Genomic DNA, 19,593 nt, shown 5'->3' with positions numbered 1-19,593 from the left:
CATCGGTAGCGCCGATGTTTGCGGGATCGCGGTCGCGGCTTGCGACCGAAGGAAATCCCCGTGGGCCTACCCTTGAAGCGGCGTCGCTCTTGGGTAGGAGCGGCGCAAGCCGCGACCGCGCAATGGTGTCGACGACGCGAGCGGCCGTAGGACGATGACGTTGGGCTCGGCGGTGACATAAGAACTGCGGCGCTGTCGCCAATCCCCCCTTGCCCCCCTTTTCCGAAGGGGGACTCGGCTGGCGGGTTCATTGCGGGGCCGGGCAGGTTGCGCGGGCGGTTGCGGTATCGCGGTCGCGGCTCGCGCCGCTCCTACCCTTGAAGCGGCGTCGCTCTTGGATAGGACCGGCGTGAGCCGCGACCGCGCAATGGCATCGACGACGCCACCGGCCGTAAGACGATGACGTCGCGCCGCTGCCCCAAACTACTCCGCATCCGCCGGCCGATCGTCCGCCAAGGCCTCGACCATCGACTGCTCCAGCGACCGCTGCGGGTCGGCGCGGATCGCATCGAGCTCGCCGGCCGGCCAATCGCGACGCAAACGGCCGTCCATCAGCAACAGCGCGCGGCTGATGAAGCGCTCGGCGACGTCGAGCGAATGGGTCGCCAGCAACACGGCGGTGCCGCGATCGTGAGCTAGCTGCTGCAGATGGCGCTTGAGTGCGTAGGCGCTGAGCGGGTCGAGGCCGTTGAGCGGTTCGTCGAGCACCAGCAAGGGCGGCTCACCGAGCAGACCCAGCGCGATCGCCAGTTTCTGGCGGGTGCCGAGCGAGTACTGGCCGATGCGGCGATCCAGCATCGGCGCCAGCGCCAGGATCTCGGCGAGGGCCAGCGTCGGCGCGGGAATTTCGCTGAGCTCGCGCGTACCGGCGAACAGACGCAGGCATTCGCGACCGGTCAACAACGGCGGCAGACGCGCCGGGTCGACTGCGAAGCCGAGCAGGCGCCGCGCCTGCAGCGGTGCGCGGGCGAGGTCGTGGCCGCCGATCAACACGCGCCCCGCGCTCGCCCGCTGCAGCCCGGCCAGGCAATGCAGCAGGGTGGTCTTGCCGGAACCGTTCGGACCGATCAGCGCGGCGAATTCGCCAGCCTGCAAGCGCAGATCGATGCCGTGCAGCACCGCGTGCTCGTCATAGCGGTGCTGCAGGCCTTCGAGTTCGAGCAGGACGGTCATCGCGACAAAGGCCGGTGAAGGAGGGGACGCAGCGCAAGCAGCGCCGGCGATGAAAGGATGAGCACAATCGCGAGCAATACCGGCGCAGCACGCCAGGTCAGCGCCAACAGCGCGGCACCGACGCTCGCGAATGCCAGGGCGCAGAGCAAGGCGAAGGCCGGATACCGCCAGGCCGCCTGCGCCAGTCGATGCGGCGCGCGCGGCGTGCTCGCCAGCAAGGCGTCGGCATCGAGCGTCGCGGCGACGCAGGCTTGCAGGATCAGACTGAACCAGGCCAGCGCGATGGCGATCAGCAACACGCCGATGCCGCTGCTCGCACCGGTCGAACTCGGCAGGCCGAACAGCACCGCGCCGATCATCCAGGCGTGACCGCCACGGCGCCAACGCAACACGCCTTCGCGCCGTTGCCAGTCGCTGAGGTGCGGCAGTCGCGCATCGTCGAGCCAGGCCAGGCCGAACACCGGCAGGCGCGCGCCTTCGCGCAAACGCTGCGCCGGATGGCGGCGATGGCGCAGGGCCGCGAACAGGCCCAGCACGGCGCCGAGCGCGAGCCCGCCGTCGACGACCCAGTAGGCGGCGCGCAGGCTCGCGCGGTCGCCACCGCAAGCGGCGAGCACGGTCGCCGCGAATGCCATCGCCGCCAGCGTCGCCAGGCCGGCCAGCAAGACCAGGCTGCGCGTGGCCCGCGACGGCTCGATCGGCGCCGCCGCCCACCACCCCAGGCGCAGGTACTCATCGAGCGCGATCGAGCGTCCGCGCGCGACCGCATACGCCGTAGCGATGGCGAGCAGACCGAACGGCAGCGGCAAACGTTCGATCAGGCGCGGCAGGGCCTCGGCCAGGGCCGCGGCATCGCCCCCCCAGCCACGCAGCAGCAACGGCAAGACGATCGCCGCGGCGGCGGCCGTCGACAGGGTCCGGCCGCGTCGCCATGCGCCGCCGCGCGCGGCGACGAGGCGCGCTTCGGCGAACCAAGGGTGCAGCAGTCGGCCCATGGTGTGAGGCCCTCGTCGATCATTCGCGAAGCCGGAATCGGCATGGTCGACGGCACTGCGCGGGATCAAGGCCGCGACGCGCGCGTCGCGCCGATGTGAGCACGCCCAAGCCGCCCCGCAGCGGTCCCATCGACGATGCGGACTGTACCGGATCGGCGCCGCTCAGCGCTCCGACGCGGCGCAGCGCAGTTCCAGCGCGTCGTTCAAGGAAGCGGCGTGCGCCCATTCCTCCAGGCCGGTCCAGACTCGCTCCACGGCCATGCTCAGCACCACTTCGTCGCGCAGATCGCCCTGGCCCACCAGGCCGAACAATTGCGCCGCGCCGTCCGGCCCGGGCAGGTCGGCGGCCTCGTCGAACATGGTTCCGCTCGATGCGAACACGTGCCGCTCGGCCAGGCCGATCAGGCAGGCCAGGTGCTGGGCGAACTCGCAGGCGAGCAGGGACAGCGGTTTGCGCGCATAGCGATTGCGCAGCTTGCCGACCAGTTCGTACAGCTCGCCGACCACGATTTCGGCCAAGGCCGCGTCCACCGCCTCATCGTTCGGATGCGCGGCGAGCGAGCGCAAGGTCTCGACCAGGGCGCCGTGGTCGGGCGCGATCCACAGCGCGCGCGCATGCACGAACTGGCCGTGGCTGAGCGCCCAGCCTTCGTCGACTTCGCGCGCGTAGGCCTCGATGGCGGTGCGCGACATCAGGTTGAGCTCGGCCTTGCCGCGGCCGTGCACCCATTCCAGGGTTTCGTCGTAGTCGGCGCCGAGGGCGTCGTCGTCGAGCACCGCCCACAGTTCGATGTCCGAGTACGGGCCGTCGCCGTCGCGCGCGGTCGAGCCGTACATGGCGACCGCCAGCAGGCGTTCGCCATGGACCTGGCGCAGTCGTTCGACGATCAGTTCGGCCAGTTCGCGGCGTTGTTCGGAAGTGACCGATTGGGGGCCGGCGAACAGCGTATCCAGTTCGCCGCGGGGCAATGCGTAATTCATCGCGACTAGGTATCACGCGCGGCGCAGCGGCGGCAATTGCGCAATCCGGGCAATGCGACGGGCTGCGGAGAATTCGCCGGATGCGCATCGCGCAACGCACCGGAAACGCGACGCTCGTGACCTTAGCGTTCGCCTCGGCCCAGCGAGCCGTTCAGGCCGGCGATCACTGCGGGGGCGAGGCCAGTTCGCGCGCGTCGAGCCAGCCGTCGCGGTTGCGGTCCTGTTTGCCGAAACGCTCGGCCAGGGTCAGGCGATGCTGCTCGCGCGACAGCGCGGCGCGTGCGCCGCGGCCGCTCGCGGGCTGCTCCTGCGCATCCAACTGGCCGTCGCGATTGGCGTCCATCGCGTCGAAGGCGTAACTGAGCCAGTCCTGGTACTCGAGCAGCGAGATCTTGCCGTCCTGGTCGCCGTCCATGCGCGACAAATAGTCGCCGGTCGAGGCGACGTGCTGCGCCGCGCAGACGAACGGAATACAGAACGCGATCGCAATCAGTCGGCGCATGCACGGGAACCGGGTGGCGCCGGGAACGGCGGCTTTGCCGCGCAGCCTGACGCGGGCGGCGGCGCCAGGCAAGTCCGGGCCGCGGATCGCGGGATCCTGCGCTGCCGACTCGGCCGATCAGGGTTGCCGGCGGCGCGCAGGCGACGCCGGCAACACGGGTGCGCACGGCGCAAGGCCGGTCGCGCACGGATCATCGACCGCCTCGGATCAGGAATCGTCCATGCAGCAGGCGAAGCGATTGCCGCCGAACTGGCAGCCGGCCTTGGGCGCGCAGCCCTCGGCGTACTTGTTGTCGGCCTGGGCCGCGCCGAAACCGACCGAAGCGGCGAACAGCGCGGCGATCGCCAGGTACTTCACGCGGGTGCTGCGAAAAGTCCTCATGGTTCGCGATCCTCAGGGCAGCATGCAGCAACCGACGCGCTGGCCGCCGTACTTGCAGCCGGCCTTCGGCGGGCAGCCTTCGCGGTAGGGACTGTCGGCCTGGGCCACGCCGAAGCCGATGCCGGCAGCGAACAACGAGGCCAGCATGAGCAGCTTGATGCGCTTGCTACGGAATACCTTCATCTGTTCTGTCTCCTTTGCTTGAAGCGCGGCCCCGTCCCTGGCGCGCGGCGCGTTCACGGGTGGCGGGTTCGTCCTTGCAATGACGTCGATCCCGTACGGCCCAGGGCGGCACGGGCAGGCAGGAAAGAGGGAATCGGAAGCGGCGCGCGGACGGCGGCGATGGTCCGAGCAGCGATGTCTCGGGCAGCGATGTCCCTGCGCATGCGGCATCTCCTTATGCGGCGCGGGACGCGGTCCGGCGCGGCGACTCCATTCCTGCGCACGCTACACCCTCGCCGGGCGGCAAATGCTGATGGGCGTCGCGGTCCTGAAGAGGCTGCCGCGCAGGGCGGCGGCCGAGCCGCCGCGGCCTGCACGGCGCGCTGCATGTGCGGCAATAAAAAACCCGCGCATCGCTGCGCGGGTTCTTATTGGAACGACCCAACCGGCGAACCGGCTTCGAACGCTCAGTGGCGCGCCGGCGCCAGCGCGTAGCCCTTCATGCGCGCGGAGAACGCCTGCAGCGACTGGATGCCGCTGGCCTCGGCGTCGACGCACCAGGCGTGCAGACGGTTCAAGGTGGCCTGCGCATCGTGCGAACGGTCGTCGAGCACCTGCGCCAGGCGCTGGCGGAATTCGGCCAAGGTCGCCATGCGCGGCCGCTCGTCGATCCAGCTCTGCAAGCGCGCACGCGCGCCGTCGTCGAGCCAGCGGCCGCCGTCGGCCAGGCCCTTGCGCAGACGACGCGGCAGGGTGCGCATGCGGTCGCCGGCGTGCGCGGCTTCTTCGCGCAGGGTCGGCAGGGTCACGCTGCGGTAATAGTCGGTCATCGCCTGGAAGCGGATCGCCAGCAACGCGCGCAGGGTTTCGGTGTCCGGCATGGCGATGTTCGGGCGCACGTCCAGGGTCGGCGCGACGCGCAGCACCTTGGCCAGGCGCACGGCCTGCAGGCCGCGAATCGCCGCCCAGCCGATGTCGAACTCCCACTTGCGCAGGGCGAACTTGGCCGAGCTCGGGAAGGCGTGATGGTTGTTGTGCAGCTCTTCGCCGCCGATCCAGAAGCCCCACGGGGTCAGGTTGGTCGCGGTGTCGGTGGTCTCGAAATTGCGATAGCCCCACCAATGGCCGAGGCCGTTGACCACGCCGGCGGCCCAGAACGGAATCCACACCATCTGCAGCGCCCAGATCGCCACGCCGGCGAAGCCGAACAGGACGAAACTGATGAACAGCAGCAAGGTCGGGCCGAAGGTCGCATGCGGCGTATAGAGCTTGCGTTCGATCCAGTCGTCCGGGCAGCCCTTGCCGTATTTCTCGATGTCCTCGCGCTCGCCGCGCGCTTCGCGGTAAAGCTCGACGCCGCGCCACATGACCGTGTCGATGCCCTTGAACTGCGGACTGTGCGGGTCTTCCTCGGTCTCGCACTTGGCGTGGTGCTTGCGATGGATCGCCGCCCACTCCTTGGTGATCATCGAGGTGGTCAGCCAGGTCCAGAAACGGAACACGTGCGCCAGCGCGGGATGAAAATCGACCGAGCGGTGCGCCATCGAGCGATGCAGGTACAGCGTCACCGACATGATGGTGAGCTGGGTGACCGCGAGGAAGTACACGGCGAGTTCCCAGAAGCCGGCCTGGACCAGGCCGCCGGCAAGGAAATCGATCAGGGAAGCGGGCATTTCGAAACTCCGACAGACCACGGGGGCCGGCCCGAAGCGGCCGGTCCTGAGCAAATGATGCCACCCGGCGCGGACCCTTCGCGCCGGTACGGCTCTGCGATGTGATGGGGTCGTTTATTCCAACGGGCAAGGACGCCCGCAACGGGCGCGGCCGAAAGGGTTCAGCCGGCGCCCGCCGACCGGCGGTCGCGGCAGCCCGGCCCAGCCTGTCTTCCAACCCGTTTTGCTCCCTCTCCCTACTCCCTTTCCGGCTCGCGGCGACCGCAGAAAGTGCAAAGCTGAGGGGGTTGGGGCGAGGGTCCAGCAGCGAGGAACAGCCCTTAGTCCGAGCCGCGCCCTTCCCCATTCACGATCTCCCCGCGCGACCGCGCCAGCTCGCCCTCGGCATAGCGCCGCAAGGCGCCGCGGTCGGCTTTGCCGAACACCGAACGGCGCCCGCAATGATCGAGCAGCAGGTTCAGGTCTTGGGCCGCGCCGAGGCGCTCGATCGTGTGTTTGTCGAACTTCGGCGCATCGCGGCCCAGCTTGGCCGCTTTCAGGGCGCGTTGCTGCTGCGACAACCGCCGCGCACGCCGGCGCCAGTCGTGCCAGTCCTCGTCCACGCCGCTGCGGCGCGCGCGTTCGGCGCCGCGGGCGACCCGCGCCAGGCTGGCGGTGACCGCCCCGCGCCAGTCCTCCGGCTTCAGGCCGTCCCAGGGCAGCGCCCGCAGCGCGGCGCGCAACACCCGCAACAAAGAACGGCGCGCGCCGAGCTCGGGGTCGTCGGCGCGGGCCTGGTGCGCGACCCGCGCGCGGGCCTGCGCGGCGCGGCGGCGGGCGCGACGCAGCAGGGTGCGGACCTCGGCCTCGAGCGACAGGCGCAGCAGACGGTCCAGGGTTTCGACCAGCGCATGGGCGTCGCGCAATGCCGACAAATCGCGGTTGAGCCGGCGCAACTCGCGGTCGACCAACACCGCGCCCGGACCGAGCGCGCCGCCGCCGAGGGCGAGCGTGGCGCGGACCCGCCGCAGCCCCTTGCGCGCCAGGTGCACGCCGGCATGGATGCGATTGCCGCGCCAGCCCAGGGCGTCGAGCGCCATGTCGATCTCGGCGCTGGCGAAACTGCGCAGGCGCCGGCCCGGCGGGTGCGCGGCCGGTTCGTCCGGCGCCTTCGCGGCGAGCGGTTCGTCCGGCGCCTTCGCGGCGAGCCGTGACCGGTGTGCGGCGGCTTCCTCGGACGCAGGCGCGTGCGGCATGAAGCGACTCCCAGTTTCGGCCTTCGAACGATGCGCGGCCTGGCCGGGATAGTACCCTTGCCGCATGCCTGAATTGCCTGAAGTCGAAACCACCCGGCGCGGGCTGGCGCCGCATCTGGAAGGCCGCCGCGTCGTCACCGCGATCCTGCGCCGCCCCGACCTGCGCTGGCCGATCCCGCTGCAGATCGAAGACACCCTGCCCGGCGAACGCATCGACGCGGTGCGCCGCCGCGCCAAGTACCTGTTGCTCGACACCGCCGCCGGCAGCGCCCTGCTGCACCTGGGCATGTCCGGCAGCCTGCGCGTGCTGCCCGCGGACACGCCGGTGCGCGCGCACGACCACGTCGACCTGCTGCTCGATTCCGACCAGGTGCTGCGCTTCAACGACCCGCGCCGCTTCGGCTGCCTGCTGTGGCAGGCGCCCGGCGAGACCCACGAGTTGCTGCGCGACCTCGGCCCGGAGCCGCTCTCGGACGCCTTCGACAGCGACTACCTGTTCGAGCTCAGCCGTGGCCGCAAGGCGCCGGTGAAGACCTTCCTGATGGATCAGCGGGTGGTGGTCGGGGTAGGCAACATCTACGTCGCCGAGGCCTTGTTCGCGGCCGGGGTGTCGCCGCTGCGCGCGGCCGGCAAGGTCTCGCGCGACCGCTACGGCGAGCTCGCGGCCTCGATCAAGGACATCCTGGCCTACGCCATCCAGCGCGGCGGCACGACCCTGCGAGACTTCATCAGCCCGGACGGCGCGCCCGGCTATTTCGAGCAGGAGCTGTCGGCCTACGGCCGCGGCGGCGAACCCTGCCCGCGCTGCGGACGGCCGCTCAAACAGGCCAGCATCGGCCAGCGCACCACGGTCTGGTGCGGGCACTGCCAACGCTGAAGCGGCGACCCGGCGCTGCCCGCCGCCGGGCCGGCTCGTCCTCAGCGGTCCGCAGGTTGCGGGCGCCGGTTCCGGACGAACGGCGCCGGCGCGGCGCGGGCGATGCCACCATGGTCGCTATCATGTGAAGATGAACGCGCTATAGTCTCCACCGAGTCGAGGGGCGATATGGCCGAAAGCGCTGACATCACGATCCTGTTGGATGCCGCCCGCGAAGGCGATCGCGGCGCACTCGATCGCGTGCTCGCGACTCTGTATCAGGAGTTGCACACCATGGCGCGGCGCCAGCTCGCCGGCCAGCACGGCCAGACCCTGGACGCGACCGCGCTGGTGCACGAGGCCTACCTCAAACTCGTCGGCCGGCGCGAAGCGCAGTTCGACGATCGCGCCCATTTCTTCGCCTACGCCGCCTCGGCGATGCGCAGCGTGGTCGTCGACTACGCGCGCCAGCGCTTGGCGCAGAAGCGCGGCGGCGATCTGCACCGCGTCACCGAGTTGCCCGACGACGTCGAAGGCGGCCTGCGCCTGGACGAGGACACGCTCGGTCTGGACACCGCCCTGACCAAACTGGCCGCCGTCGATCAGCGCCTCGCCCAGGTGGTCGAGCTGCGCTATTTCGCCGGCCTTTCGGAACTGGAAATCGCCGCGCTGCTGCAACGCTCCGAGCGCAGCATCCGCCGCGACTGGCAGAAGGCCCGTCTGTTCCTGCTGGCCTCGCTGCAAGACGAGCCCAGCCGCTGACGCACGGTCCGCGCCTGCCGCGTTCCGTCATCGCCCCGGCTGCCGCCGCGCAGCGCGCCCGCACACCATGCGCATCGTCATGATCCACATCGCCGACGACCGTCGTATCGAAACCGACTGACCGCGCATGGATGCCGAACGCTGGCAACGCCTGTCCCCTTTGCTCGACGCGCTGCTCGAGCTGGACCCGGTCGCGCGCGCCGAACGCCTGAGCGAGTTGCGCGCCGACGACGCCGAATTGGCCGACCAGCTCACCGAGCTGATCGCGCTCGAAGAAGGCCACGAGGATTTTCTTTCCGAGCCCCTGGTCGCGCCGCAGAACACCGGCATGCGCCCGGGCGTCGAGGTCGGCACCTACCGCCTGGAAAGCCTGCTCGGCGAAGGCGGCATGGGCCAGGTCTGGCTGGCCTCGCGCGCCGACGGCCTGTACCAGCGCAGGGTCGCACTGAAGCTGCTGCGTCCGGGCCTGGCCGACACCAACCTGCGCACGCGCTTCACCCGCGAGCGGCAGATCCTCGCCCGCCTGGCGCATCCGCACATCGCGCGCCTGCTCGATGCCGGCATCAGCCGCGACGGCCTGCCCTACCTCGCCCTGGAGTACGTCGAAGGCGAGCCGATCACCGACTACTGCCGCAACCAGCGCACGCCGCTCGACAAGCGCCTGCGCATGTTCCAGCAGATCTGCGACGCGGTCAGCCACGCCCACGCCAACCTGATCGTCCATCGCGACCTCAAGCCGTCGAACATCATGGTGACGCCGGCCGGCGACGTGCGCCTGCTCGATTTCGGCATCGCCAAGCTGCTCGACAGCAACGACGTGCCGCTGCCCGAGCAGACCCGCACCGGCGCGCGCGCCTTCACCCTGCACTACGCCGCGCCCGAACAGGTGCGCGGCGAGCCGGTCACCACCATGACCGACGTGTATTCGCTCGGCGTGGTGCTGTACGAGCTGCTCACCGATTCCAAACCCTATCGGTTGAAGCGCCAGACCGACGCCGAGTGGGAAGAGGCGATCCTCGCCGCCGATCCGCTGCGGCCTTCGCAGGCGGTGCTGCGCTACGTCGACGCCGACGACGCCGAGGTCGATCCGAACTCGGTGCGCCGCCTCGCCCGCCAGCTCAGCGGCGACCTCGACAACATCGTCCTCAAGACCCTGTCCAAGCGTCCCGAGCAGCGCTATCCCTCGGTGGAAGCGCTGTCGCTGGACCTGCAGCGTTTCGAAGCCGGCCGGCCGGTGCTGGCGCGGGCGCAAAGCCTGCGTTACCGCTTCAACAAATACGTCGCCCGCCACCGCTGGGCCTTGGCGACCGCGGCCCTGGTCACCCTGGTGCTCAGCGCCGCGCTCGGCATCGTCGCCTGGCAGGCGCGCGAAGCGGTCGGCGAAGCCAGCCGCGCCCAGGCCATGCAGGACTTCATGGTCGGCCTGTTCGAAAGCGCGCGCGGCACGCCCGAAGGCGAAGCACTGGACCTGCGCGGCCTGCTCGACGCCTCGGTGATCCGCGGTACGCGCGAACTCGCGCGGCAACCGCGCGCGCGCGCCGAGCTGTTCGGGGTGATCGCGCGCATGCGCACCAGCCTGGGCGACTACAACGAAGCGCGCGCGTTGCTCGACCGCCAGGCCAGCATCATCGCCAGCACCGACGACGACATCCCCGAAAGCCTGCGCCTGGAATCGATCACCCAACGCGGCAAGGTGCTGCGCCTGCTCGCTCAGCCGCGCGAATGCGCGGCGCTGATGCAACCCGGGCTCGATCTGGCCCGGCGCGAACAGGCGCAATTGCCGAACCAGGCCAGCGAGTTCTATTCCGAACTCGGCCGCTGCCGGCAGGCCAACGGCGAGCGCCAGGGTGCGCGGCAGTTGTTCGAACGTTCGCTGGCGTTGCGCCGCGAAATGCTCGAGAACAGCGACGTCGGCGAAGTCGAGAACCTGATGGACCTCGCCAGCCTGCAAGCCGATGCCGGGCAGAGCCGCCAGGCCCTGCAGGGCTTCGAGCAGGCGCGCCGGCGCCTGCAGCAGAGCGTGGGCGATCGCCACCCGCTGCAGGTCGAGATCAGCCGCAACCTGGCTGCGCTGCGACACGACCTCGGCCAGCTCAACGACGCCGAACGCGATGCCAAGGAAGCGCTGGCGATCGCCCTGGAGGTCAACGGCGGCCAGCATCCGGCCACCCTGGCCGTGCGCCGCCAGCTCGCCGCCTTCCACATCGAGCAAGGCCAGTACGTGCAGGCGCAGATCGAGCTGGAACAGCTGCGCAACGTACTGACCCCGCGTCTGGGCGCCGATCATTCCGATCTGACCGGCCTGCACAGCAGTCTGGGCCTGATCGCCTGGGAACGCGGCGATGTCGATCGCGCCCTGAGCGAACTCGAATACGCGGTGACGATTTCGCGCAAGCACCTCGACCGCGGCCGCCTCGCCGAGGCCTTGTTCGCACAGGCGACGGTGCTGCATGCGACCGGCCGCAATACCATGGCGCGGATCCTGCTCGACGAGATCCGCGCGCTGCGCGTGACCGAGTTCGGCGCCGAGCACGGTCTGGTCGGCGACACCGAGCGTCTGCTCGGCGATGTCGAGATCGCGCTGGACCAACGCGACCGCGGCCTCGACCACTTGCAGCGAGCGGTCAGCCTGACCCGCAAGAGTTATGGCGAACGCCACCCGAACACCCGTCACGCCGAACTCGACCTGGCCCAGGTGCAGGCGCTGTCCGGCGATGCCGCCGCGCTCGCGCACCTGGATTCGCTGGCGGAACTGCCGACCACCGACGAAAAATTGCGCGAGCTCGGCTGGCGCGCGCAGGCCTATGCCGCGCAGGTGCGTTGCCGCGGGCCGCAGCGGGGGCAGGCGCGGGCGACGCTCGACGGCCTGCTGCGCGGCATCGGCGACGCGCGACCGGACGGCAGCGAGGTCAAACGCGAAGTGCAGGTCATACGCGACGCCTGCAGCGGATAGGCGCCACTCGCTGGTTCGCTCGCCTGACCAACGAACGGCGCGTCGCAGCAGCTGCACCTCATGAGGGCGCGAAGTACCGACGCAGGGCGCCTGCCCCGCCGCAATTGCGGACGGGGCAGGGCGCATCGCGACGATCGGTCGCGTGTGGGGTCAACGCCTGAGCAAGCTGCTGAGCCATGCGCGAAGACGCAGGTCCGCCGCCGGTTGCGGCGCCGACGCTTCGCTCGCCGGCAACGCGGCCGGGCGCGGCGTGGAGGCGCAACGCGGCTCCGGTGCGGCCTTGAGCGGTACGGCGACGGTCGCCAGCTCGATGCAGGCGGCATCGTTCGCGCCGGCTTCGGTGGCGCGGGCGCTCACCGCCGGCACCTGACGCGACAGCAACACCGTCGGCGCAGCCGGCAGGCCTTCCCACCCCTTCGGCGAATCCAGCAGCTCGATCCGCGAGATCGCCTTGTCGGCGGGCACGTTGACCACCCAGGTGCGGAAGCTGTCGCCGTTGTTGGGATCGCCGGCGCTGGCCGGCGGCGCGGTGGTCGGGCCGAACCAGGGACGGAAGCCGCCTTGCAGCAGCACGTGGCGCACGCCGCCATCGGCATAGGTCACGCGCAAGGTGTAGTCGCAGCCGCCGTTGTGGCAGTACCACGCATAGGTCCCGGTGTTCGGCACGATGCTCGTACGCTGCGCCGCATCGGTGGGATCGATGTAGCGCAGCAGGTTGCCGCGAAAACCGATCGGCGGGTAGATCTGCGAAACGTTGGCGGTACCGGCCCGGCTGTAAGCGACCGCGATCGCCTGCACCGGCACGTCGCGCCGCTCCGGCAAACCCTGGTTGAAGCCGTACAGGCCGTTGTCGGCGGTCTTCGGCGCAACGTCGATCCAGCGCCGGTCGATCCCGTCCCAACGCTTGTAGCCGCCGGGGAAGGCCGCATCGGCGACGATGCTGCCGCCGGAGTACACGCGCGCTCCGTTCTTGTCGGTCGAGGTGGTGCCTTCCAGATGGCGCTGCATCATCGCGACGCTGTAATCGGAGAAGGTGGCGAAGCGGTAGCCGCGCGCCTCGTCGCCGGAACCGCTCTGCATCGGGTCCTGCTTGATGCAGCGGCCCTGCGCATCGAGTTGTCGCGGCGTGCTGTCGAAGGTATCGCCGGCGCAGTTGCGATAACGCGATGCGGTGGCCGGTACGAACGGCGCCAGGAACTCCTTGCGCGTGCTGTCGTAGCCCCAAACCGATCCGTTCAAGCTGCCGGCGAGATAGGGGTACTTGCCGTCGGTGTAGGCGCCGCCCTGATGCGGCAACCCCATCGCATGGCCCTGCTCATGGATGAAGATGCCCGAGTAGCCATGATCGCCGACGCCGGTGTCGCCGCCGATCGACCCCAGGCCGCCACCGGGATGCTTGAGCTTGCCGGCCGCATCGAACAGGATCAGCGGCGCGTAGTACTGCACCGGCCCGGAGGATTCGCCGTTGGCGGCGAGCAGTCCGCCGAGCAGATTCAAGGTGGCGCCCATGACCTGGAAGCCCGCTTGTTCGTCGTCGGTGCTGCGCGCCAGATAAGCCGGTTTGCCGCCGCTCGGCGCGATCGACAAGGTCGGCCATACCGCGCGCTGCGCCGGATGGTTCTGCGCAACCACGCTGGCCACCGGCCATTTGGCGAAGATCTCGGTCACGGTGGCGGCATCGGGCGCGCCGGAGGTCGCCAGCGGCACCGAGTTGCTCTCGTTCGCGCCGAACAGATACAGCGGCAGCACTCGCAGGGTCACCGGGCTGTCGGCGCCGATCGTGGGCGAGCGAAACGCGCCGACGCGGTAATTGTCGGCGCGCACGCGCAACTGCAAACCGGGCACCAACCACGCCGCCGGCAAACTCGCGCTGTAACGCGCGCCCGGATAGGCCGCACCGCCGGCCTCGGTGGCGGGGATCGAAGCGGACACCGCAACGGTGCCGAGTTGAACGCCGTTGGCCCAGCCTTCCAACTGCGGATTGCCGGCGTTTTCGGCCGACAGGCGCAGCAGTGCGAGCGCTTCGCGCCCGCCGACCGCATGCAGCCGCTCCTTGGCCTGGCGCAAAGTCCAGCTCAGCCCGGCTTCCGGCAGCACGTGGGTCTGGGCGAGTTCGAGTTGAGCGATCTCCAACGCAACCGCTCCCGGCGGCGTGGGCGGCGGGGGCGGCGTAGTCGGCGGCGTGCCGGGCGGCGTGCCCGGAGCCGGCGCGGTTTCGCCGCCTTTCTTGTCGCCACCTCCGCCGCCTCCGCAGGCGCTCAAGGTCAGTGCGATCGAAAGCCACAACGCGGTTGTGGTGAAGCGAGGTGTCTGCATGCTGGTTCCCCCTGTGGCACGAACCTCTGCGCCCGCGCCAGTGAATGGCGTATGGATGGAGCATCCTGCGTATGAGCCGTCGCCGATCGGCGCGATCGTCTCCCCACGATCCGGCGGACCGCATCATACCCATGCAATCGCGACGCGTCGTCGCCATGCGCGGCTTGCGCACGGCCAAGCGCGACACCCATGCATGTGCAAGCGCAGCGCGTGCAAGCGCTGCCTACGTTTCATTAGCACAGCTCGTCGCGAGCACGCGCACGGCATGCGCGAAGTCGCATGCGCGAGTCGTGACTGCGCGCACAATCCGAACGCAACGATGTCGCGCCTCGACGACACGAGCTCGGCGCGCCGAAACGTTTCTTTATCGTGGCGACAACAGCGGCCCTCTACGCGAAGCCATCATCCGCATGGCCTGGATTCGTGCGCTGTATGCGGATTTGCGCGAAGGCGCGGCGCATTCAGGTCGCGTCACGGGCCATGCCGCGGACGCTGTGGCCCGGCGGAACCCCGCTCTTCAGTCCGGCGCGTGCTGCGGCAACAGCAACAATAAATCGGTTGCGCCGACGTCCACGCCGGCCTGGGTCAACAAGGTCGTGACCTGGCCGCGGTGATGGGTCTGGTGATTGAAGAAATGCATCAACAGGCCGCCGAAATCGCGACGCGAAACGACGCCTTTGGTGTTCGCGTAGACCAACACCTGATCGAGATCCGCATCGGTCAGGCACCCGGCCCAATCCTCGATCCGCGCATCGAGCTCGCTTCGCTGCGCCTGCAAGGGTGCGAGACGATCGTGCAGTTGCTGATCGATGGCGGTTGGCGGCGCCATGTTGCGAATCGGGTCCAGCGCCTCGAAACGCGTCGGATGATAACTGGCGAAACGATGCAGCCAGATCAGGTCGGCCACCAGCAAATGATTGAGCGTGCCCAGGATCGAACCGAAGAACGCACCGCGGTCTTCGCTCACCGCCTCGTGCGGCAACCGCGCGGCCGCCGCATAAATCTTGTCGTTCATCCAGCGGTTGTAGCCGGCCATCAGCACCGCGTGTTCGCACAGCTTCATCGTGGCTCTCCTTACTGGCGAGCGGCTTTCATCGCCGTAGCCCGCGAACGATACCGCCTACTCTCCTTGCACCAACTGAGCGACACGCTCCCAAGCCGATCAGGTCAAAGGGCTCCCCCAATCGCAAGCTGAAACGCTGCAGCTGCACAGAAGTCGATAAGCAACCAGACCGCCGTAGCGATTGCTGAAAAAATGCCCCTCCCTACCGCTTTCTCGAGCGCGCTCCTTTCAGCAAACAGGGGCCAGTTAGACCATAGAAATCCTGCGTATATGCCGACAAGAAACAGGAGTTCGTAGATGACGTTCAGAGGCGGCTGTCCCAGGCGCACATATAGCCACACTGAAATCAACGAAATTGCTAGCGAGACAGCAGCAACCCCTATATGGCGGACTAATGGCGAAGATGTCATGGCACTTTGATTTCCGAGTGATGTTCACACAAGACTCAACCAACGCGACTCCACAGTTATGCTGTAGAACTCTGGTCGACCGACAAGGGCGGTCCTTGGCGCACTCGATGTACTGCGCGCTGCAAGAAGCGGGGCTGTTCCGGCCCCTTCTTATATGCGGCAAGGAGCCGGCCGCTCCGGCACTCCTAAACAATGCCCACTGATCGCTCGCGCAGCATTATTTTTCCTTGCGCCAATTGATCGAAGCGCGGTTCTCGATCGTGCTCGACTCGATCTCGATGTCGAAGCCCTTGCGCAGCAGATACTTCAAGGTCAGCACCTGGCCGGTGCCGAGCAGGGACACGCCGTAGCCGACGTACAGGCGCGGCGACAGGTATTTGCCGACGCCGAGCACCGAACCGCCGAGGGCGCGGCTTTCCATCACGCCGGCATCGTCGAGGCCGATTTTGGCGCCGAGCTGCGAGGCGAGCATGCCGCCGCCGGCCGAGAGCGCAGCGCTGGCGGCGTTGAGCTGGCGGCCTTCGTCGCCGCTGACCGACGACAACGGCCGGCCGAGTGCGAGATAGGCCAGCGCTTCGGACTGCGAGCTGGCCGGGTTCGACCAGACATTGACCTGCGGCGAACTGACCCGGCCGCTGATGTCGACCCCGGCGGTGACCGCGCCGACTTCGCGTTCGGCGCGCACGTCGAGGATCGGGTCCGACACCGGGCCGTTGTTCCAGGCCAGGCGGCCGCGGGTGATCTGCAGTTTCTGGCCGTAGGCGGTGTAGCGGCCTTCGACGTTGAGCGCGCCGTTGGCGGTCATCTCGCGACCCGGGCGCGAACGCACCCGCATCTGGCCGCCGAGCTTGCCGTCGAGGCCGAAGCCGTTGAGCTTGACCTGCTCGCCGACCACCAGAGTCAGATCGAGGTCGAGCGGCGAAGCGCCGGTGTCTTCCGGATCGGCCGGGTCGAGCACCACGACGTCCTCGGACACCGACACGCCCTGGTCGAGGCGTTCCAGGTCGATGCGCGCGGTCGGGATGGTCACGGTGCCAGTGACTTGCAGCGGCTGCTTGGCCGCGTAGCGCACGGTCAGGTCGGGGTTGGCGATCGCATGCAGGTCGCGGGTGTCGGAGGCGAGCACGTTGGTGCCGCGCAGGTTGAGCACCAGCGGCGTGTCGTCGCCCTGCCAACCGAGCGTGCCGTCGATATTCAAGGTGCCTTCGCCGGAGCGCACGCTGCCGGCGATGCGCGCGCTGCCGTCGCTCTGCGCGTCGAGGCGGACGTTGCCGTTCTGCAGGACGATGCCGAGCGCGGGCAGTTCGGTGGTGAACTGGCTCAGCTGGGCCTGGCCGCCGAGCAAGGGTTGCGAACGCGTGCCGGCCAGGCTGATGCGGCCTTCGAGACGGCCCTTGGGCTCGACGATGTCGGGCGAGAACATCTCCAGCCAGGTGAGTTCGTCGGTGTCGACCGAGACGTCTCCGGACAGGGGCGCATAGGCGTCCCAACCGGTCGCGATCTTGGCATCGATGTGGCCGTCGTCGTTGAAGCCGGCCTTGAGTTCGGCGTTGAGCTTGTTCGGGTCGAAGGTCGCCTTCAGCGACAGAGCGTTGTAGCGCAGCAGTTCGCGGCGCGCGCGTTCGCTGAACTTGAGACCGCCGCCGGCCGAGCTGATATCGACCTGGCCGCGCCAGCCGTTGCCGACCGGACGCAGTTCGCCGTCGAGCGCGATTTCGCCGCGCAGCAGCCACGGCCGCTTGTCGCTGCGCTCGGGCAGATAGGCTTGCGCCAACAACAGCGGCAACCCCTGCCCCTTGATATCGACACCGCGTCGCGGCCAGTCCGCGCTGGCGCACAGCGAACCGCCGCTGCTCGAAGCCAGGCAGGCATTCGTCAACGCGCCATTGCGTCCGTCCCAACGGAACTGCGCGGCCTGCTGCAAACGCCAGGAGGCGCCCTTGCTCGGCGTCAGCTGCAGCGATGCCAGCGCGCCTTGCCAGGTCGCGCCGCGCTTGTCGGCATGGCCGGCCAGTGCGAGCTGGGCGACCTCGCTGTCGGCCTGCGCCTGCAGTTGCAGGGACTCGACCGCGCCGCGCGCATCGACGCTCACCGACGACAGGGCGAGGCCGGCATTGAGATCGCTCGCACGCAGGGCCAGTTCGCCGCCGCGGCCGCGCCAGGGCAGGCGGCCCTTGGCGCTGAAACTCGCCGCCGTGTAGTCGCCGTACTTGAGGCCGCTGCCGGTCAGGTCGGCGTCGATGTTCGGCGCATCGCGCGCGCCACTGAGCTTGAGCGTGCCTGTAAGGCTGCCGGCGGTGTTCGGCAACAGATCGTTGAGCTGCAGCGGCGCCAGCTTGGCGTCGAGTTCGATCGCCTGGGCGAGCTTGCCCTTGGCATCGACGCGGCTGCCGCCTAGGGTCAGGGCGACGTCGCCTTCGTAAGCGTCGTCGCTCTTGCCGGGCGCGGCACCGTGCATCGCGAAGCGACCGCGTCCGCCGAGCGGCCGGTCGCGCAGACGGCCGCCGAGGCGTTCGGCGTCGACGCGGATGTCCAGGCCGCCGTCGGCGCGGGTGGCGCCGGTGCTGGCGAGCTGGCCGTCGACCGCGCCCTTCCATTCCGGCGCGAAATAACCCGGGTCGAAACCCGACAGCGTCGCCTTGAAGTTCCAGCCGAGCGCCGGCGCCCAGGCGACGTCGCCGCTGCCGTCGAGCTGGCCGGTCGGCATCTTGGCCTTGAGCGTCTTCAGGCTCATGCGCTGGTCGTCGCCGCGGCCGTCGAACTCGACCGTCGCGGCTTGCTTGTCGCGCAGCAGCCGAGCCTTACCGATCGCCGCCCAGGCCTTGACCGTGCCGGCGAACCCGAGCTCGGCGGTCTCCAGCACGATCGCCGGCGTGGCCGGCGCCTGCGGCGCGCGCGAAGGCTTGGCGATGGCGGCCGCGGTCGCGGTGGTCGCCGCGGGCTGGCCGCCCCAACGCAGATCACGCGCATTGACGGCAAACTTGAACTGGCCGTTGTCGGCGTCGGTGAAGTCGGCATGGCCGCGCAGCGTCGCGGTGCCATCGAACAACTGCAGCGCCAACGGCTGCACGTCGAGCACCTGGTCCTTGAGCGAAATCTTCGACGGCAACACCGTCACCGCCAGATCGCCCTGGCGGAATTCGCCGTTGAGGTCGGCGTTGCCGCCGACGCCGCCGGCCTCGAAGCGCAACGCCATCGGCGTGTCGCTCGGCTTGGCCTCGGGCGAGAGCAGCAAGCCGACATCGAGCGCATCGGCGCGCGCGCGCAACTGCCAGCGCGGATCGTCCTTGCCGCGCAGGGTCAGGCTCGCACGCACCGGACCGGGTGCGGCGCCGGCGATGGCGACGTCCATGCGCGACAGGTCGCCGCGCGCGACCAGGCCCAGCCGCGGCGGCGTGCGCCCCGGCGCGCTCGGCAACACCACGGTCGCCACCACGTCGGTCTTGAAGTCGTTGCGCGGTTCGTACTCGCCGTGCACGGTGAAACGGCCGCGGTCGGTCAGCGCTTCGAGTTTCTCGACATGCAGCTTGCCCGACTGCGCATCGAGCCCGGCGCGCAGGCGGCGCACGTCGATCAGCGGCTCGCCTTCCTGGCTGAGCTTGAAACCGTCGATGCGCACGTCGTCGGCCTGCAAGGCCAGCGGCGGTTCGATCTGTGGCAGCACCTCGGGCCAGCTCGGCAACTCGAAGGGCTCGTCGCTCTTGGGCAGGTCGAGGGTGGCGTTCTCGACCTGCAGCGCGTCCAGGCGCAGCTTGCGGCCGAGCAGGGGGCCCAAGGCCGGATCGACGAAGATGCGCTCGGCGGTGAACACCGTGCCCTTATAAGCGAAGCGCACGCCGCGCAAGGTCAGCGGCCCCGACACCGGCCCCTCGGCCGCGGTCCAGGTGAAGGTCGAATCGGCCGGCAGGCGCGAAACGATCTGCGCCAGCAACAGGTCGCGGCCGGCGATGGTGCTGATCAGCCAGTACAGGCCGGCCGCGATCAACAGGGTCAACGAGCCGGCGATGAAACTGCTGCGCCAGGCCCAGCGCTTGGCCGCCGCGCGACGACGCTGCCGGCGTTCGAGCAGCAGTTGTTCGGGAGTTTTCGGCGTATCGCTCATGTCGTTGCAGGGTCGTCCTGGCCGCGTGC

14 protein-coding genes are annotated in these 19,593 nt (G+C 69.3%); 3 read left to right on the top strand and 11 right to left on the bottom strand.

What is annotated here, in order from left to right:
• Positions 1-423: 423 nt before the first annotated feature.
• The 8 genes from EX88_RS0103495 to EX88_RS0103455 all read right to left on the bottom strand — a co-directional run bounded on the left by EX88_RS0103495 (position 424) and on the right by EX88_RS0103455 (position 7,102).
• Positions 424-1,173 (bottom strand): ABC transporter ATP-binding protein, encoded by a 750-nt coding sequence (locus EX88_RS0103495; RefSeq protein WP_036147951.1) that lies wholly within the window; start codon positions 1,171-1,173, stop codon positions 424-426.
• Positions 1,170-2,168, bottom strand: coding sequence for a hypothetical protein (locus tag EX88_RS0103490; RefSeq protein ID WP_031370617.1), 999 nt, complete (start codon positions 2,166-2,168; stop codon positions 1,170-1,172). Before EX88_RS0103490 ends, EX88_RS0103495 begins: the two co-directional genes overlap by 4 nt.
• Positions 2,169-2,330: 162 nt before the next feature.
• Entirely contained in the window at positions 2,331-3,149 is an 819-nt protein-coding gene (locus EX88_RS0103480) for a kanamycin nucleotidyltransferase C-terminal domain-containing protein (protein ID WP_031370616.1), read from the bottom strand.
• A 163-nt stretch (positions 3,150-3,312) separates the two neighbouring features.
• Entirely contained in the window at positions 3,313-3,651 is a 339-nt protein-coding gene (locus EX88_RS0103475) for a hypothetical protein (protein ID WP_031370615.1), read from the bottom strand.
• A gap of 207 nt (positions 3,652-3,858) precedes the next feature.
• Positions 3,859-4,032, bottom strand: coding sequence for a hypothetical protein (locus EX88_RS26450; RefSeq protein WP_161786073.1), 174 nt, complete (start codon positions 4,030-4,032; stop codon positions 3,859-3,861).
• A gap of 12 nt (positions 4,033-4,044) precedes the next feature.
• The gene (locus EX88_RS26445; RefSeq protein WP_161786072.1) at positions 4,045-4,215 is read right to left on the bottom strand and encodes a hypothetical protein; all 171 of its coding nucleotides are present in this window, start codon (positions 4,213-4,215) and stop codon (positions 4,045-4,047) included.
• A gap of 446 nt (positions 4,216-4,661) precedes the next feature.
• Positions 4,662-5,867 carry a DesA family fatty acid desaturase gene (locus tag EX88_RS0103460; protein ID WP_031370614.1) on the bottom strand — a complete coding sequence of 402 codons (1,206 nt, stop codon included), beginning with the start codon at positions 5,865-5,867 and terminating at the stop codon, positions 4,662-4,664.
• A 320-nt stretch (positions 5,868-6,187) separates the two neighbouring features.
• Positions 6,188-7,102, bottom strand: coding sequence for a CHAD domain-containing protein (locus tag EX88_RS0103455; protein WP_031370613.1), 915 nt, complete (start codon positions 7,100-7,102; stop codon positions 6,188-6,190).
• Between the two features lie 64 nt (positions 7,103-7,166).
• Here EX88_RS0103455 and mutM point away from each other — a divergent pair, with 64 nt between their 5' ends.
• From mutM to EX88_RS0103440, 3 genes are all read left to right on the top strand, one after another.
• Positions 7,167-7,979 (top strand): bifunctional DNA-formamidopyrimidine glycosylase/DNA-(apurinic or apyrimidinic site) lyase, encoded by an 813-nt coding sequence (mutM, locus tag EX88_RS0103450; RefSeq protein ID WP_031370612.1) that lies wholly within the window; start codon positions 7,167-7,169, stop codon positions 7,977-7,979.
• Between the two features lie 168 nt (positions 7,980-8,147).
• A complete protein-coding gene (locus tag EX88_RS0103445) occupies positions 8,148-8,720 on the top strand; it encodes an ECF-type sigma factor (protein WP_031370611.1) in 573 nt (190 codons plus the stop codon).
• Between the two features lie 127 nt (positions 8,721-8,847).
• On the top strand, positions 8,848-11,673 hold the full coding sequence (locus EX88_RS0103440) for a serine/threonine-protein kinase (protein WP_031370610.1): 2,826 nt from the start codon (positions 8,848-8,850) through the stop codon (positions 11,671-11,673).
• A gap of 150 nt (positions 11,674-11,823) precedes the next feature.
• Here EX88_RS0103440 and EX88_RS0103435 read toward each other — a convergent pair whose 3' ends face one another.
• The 3 genes from EX88_RS0103435 to EX88_RS0103425 form a co-directional block, all read right to left on the bottom strand.
• Positions 11,824-13,989: a M66 family metalloprotease gene (locus EX88_RS0103435; protein WP_081930593.1), complete on the bottom strand. Its 2,166-nt coding sequence runs from the start codon at positions 13,987-13,989 to the stop codon at positions 11,824-11,826.
• Between the two features lie 517 nt (positions 13,990-14,506).
• On the bottom strand, positions 14,507-15,052 hold the full coding sequence (locus tag EX88_RS0103430; RefSeq protein WP_031370608.1) for a DinB family protein: 546 nt from the start codon (positions 15,050-15,052) through the stop codon (positions 14,507-14,509).
• Positions 15,053-15,679: 627 nt separating this feature from the next.
• Positions 15,680-19,564 (bottom strand): translocation/assembly module TamB domain-containing protein, encoded by a 3,885-nt coding sequence (locus EX88_RS0103425; RefSeq protein ID WP_031370607.1) that lies wholly within the window; start codon positions 19,562-19,564, stop codon positions 15,680-15,682.
• Between the last annotated feature and the right edge of the window lie 29 nt (positions 19,565-19,593).

The organism is Lysobacter antibioticus (genome assembly GCF_000731095.1).
GTDB classification, from domain to species: domain Bacteria; phylum Pseudomonadota; class Gammaproteobacteria; order Xanthomonadales; family Xanthomonadaceae; genus Lysobacter; species Lysobacter antibioticus_B.
Note: the sequence above shows the minus strand (reverse complement) of the source record. Positions and strands in the feature narration are given on the sequence as shown.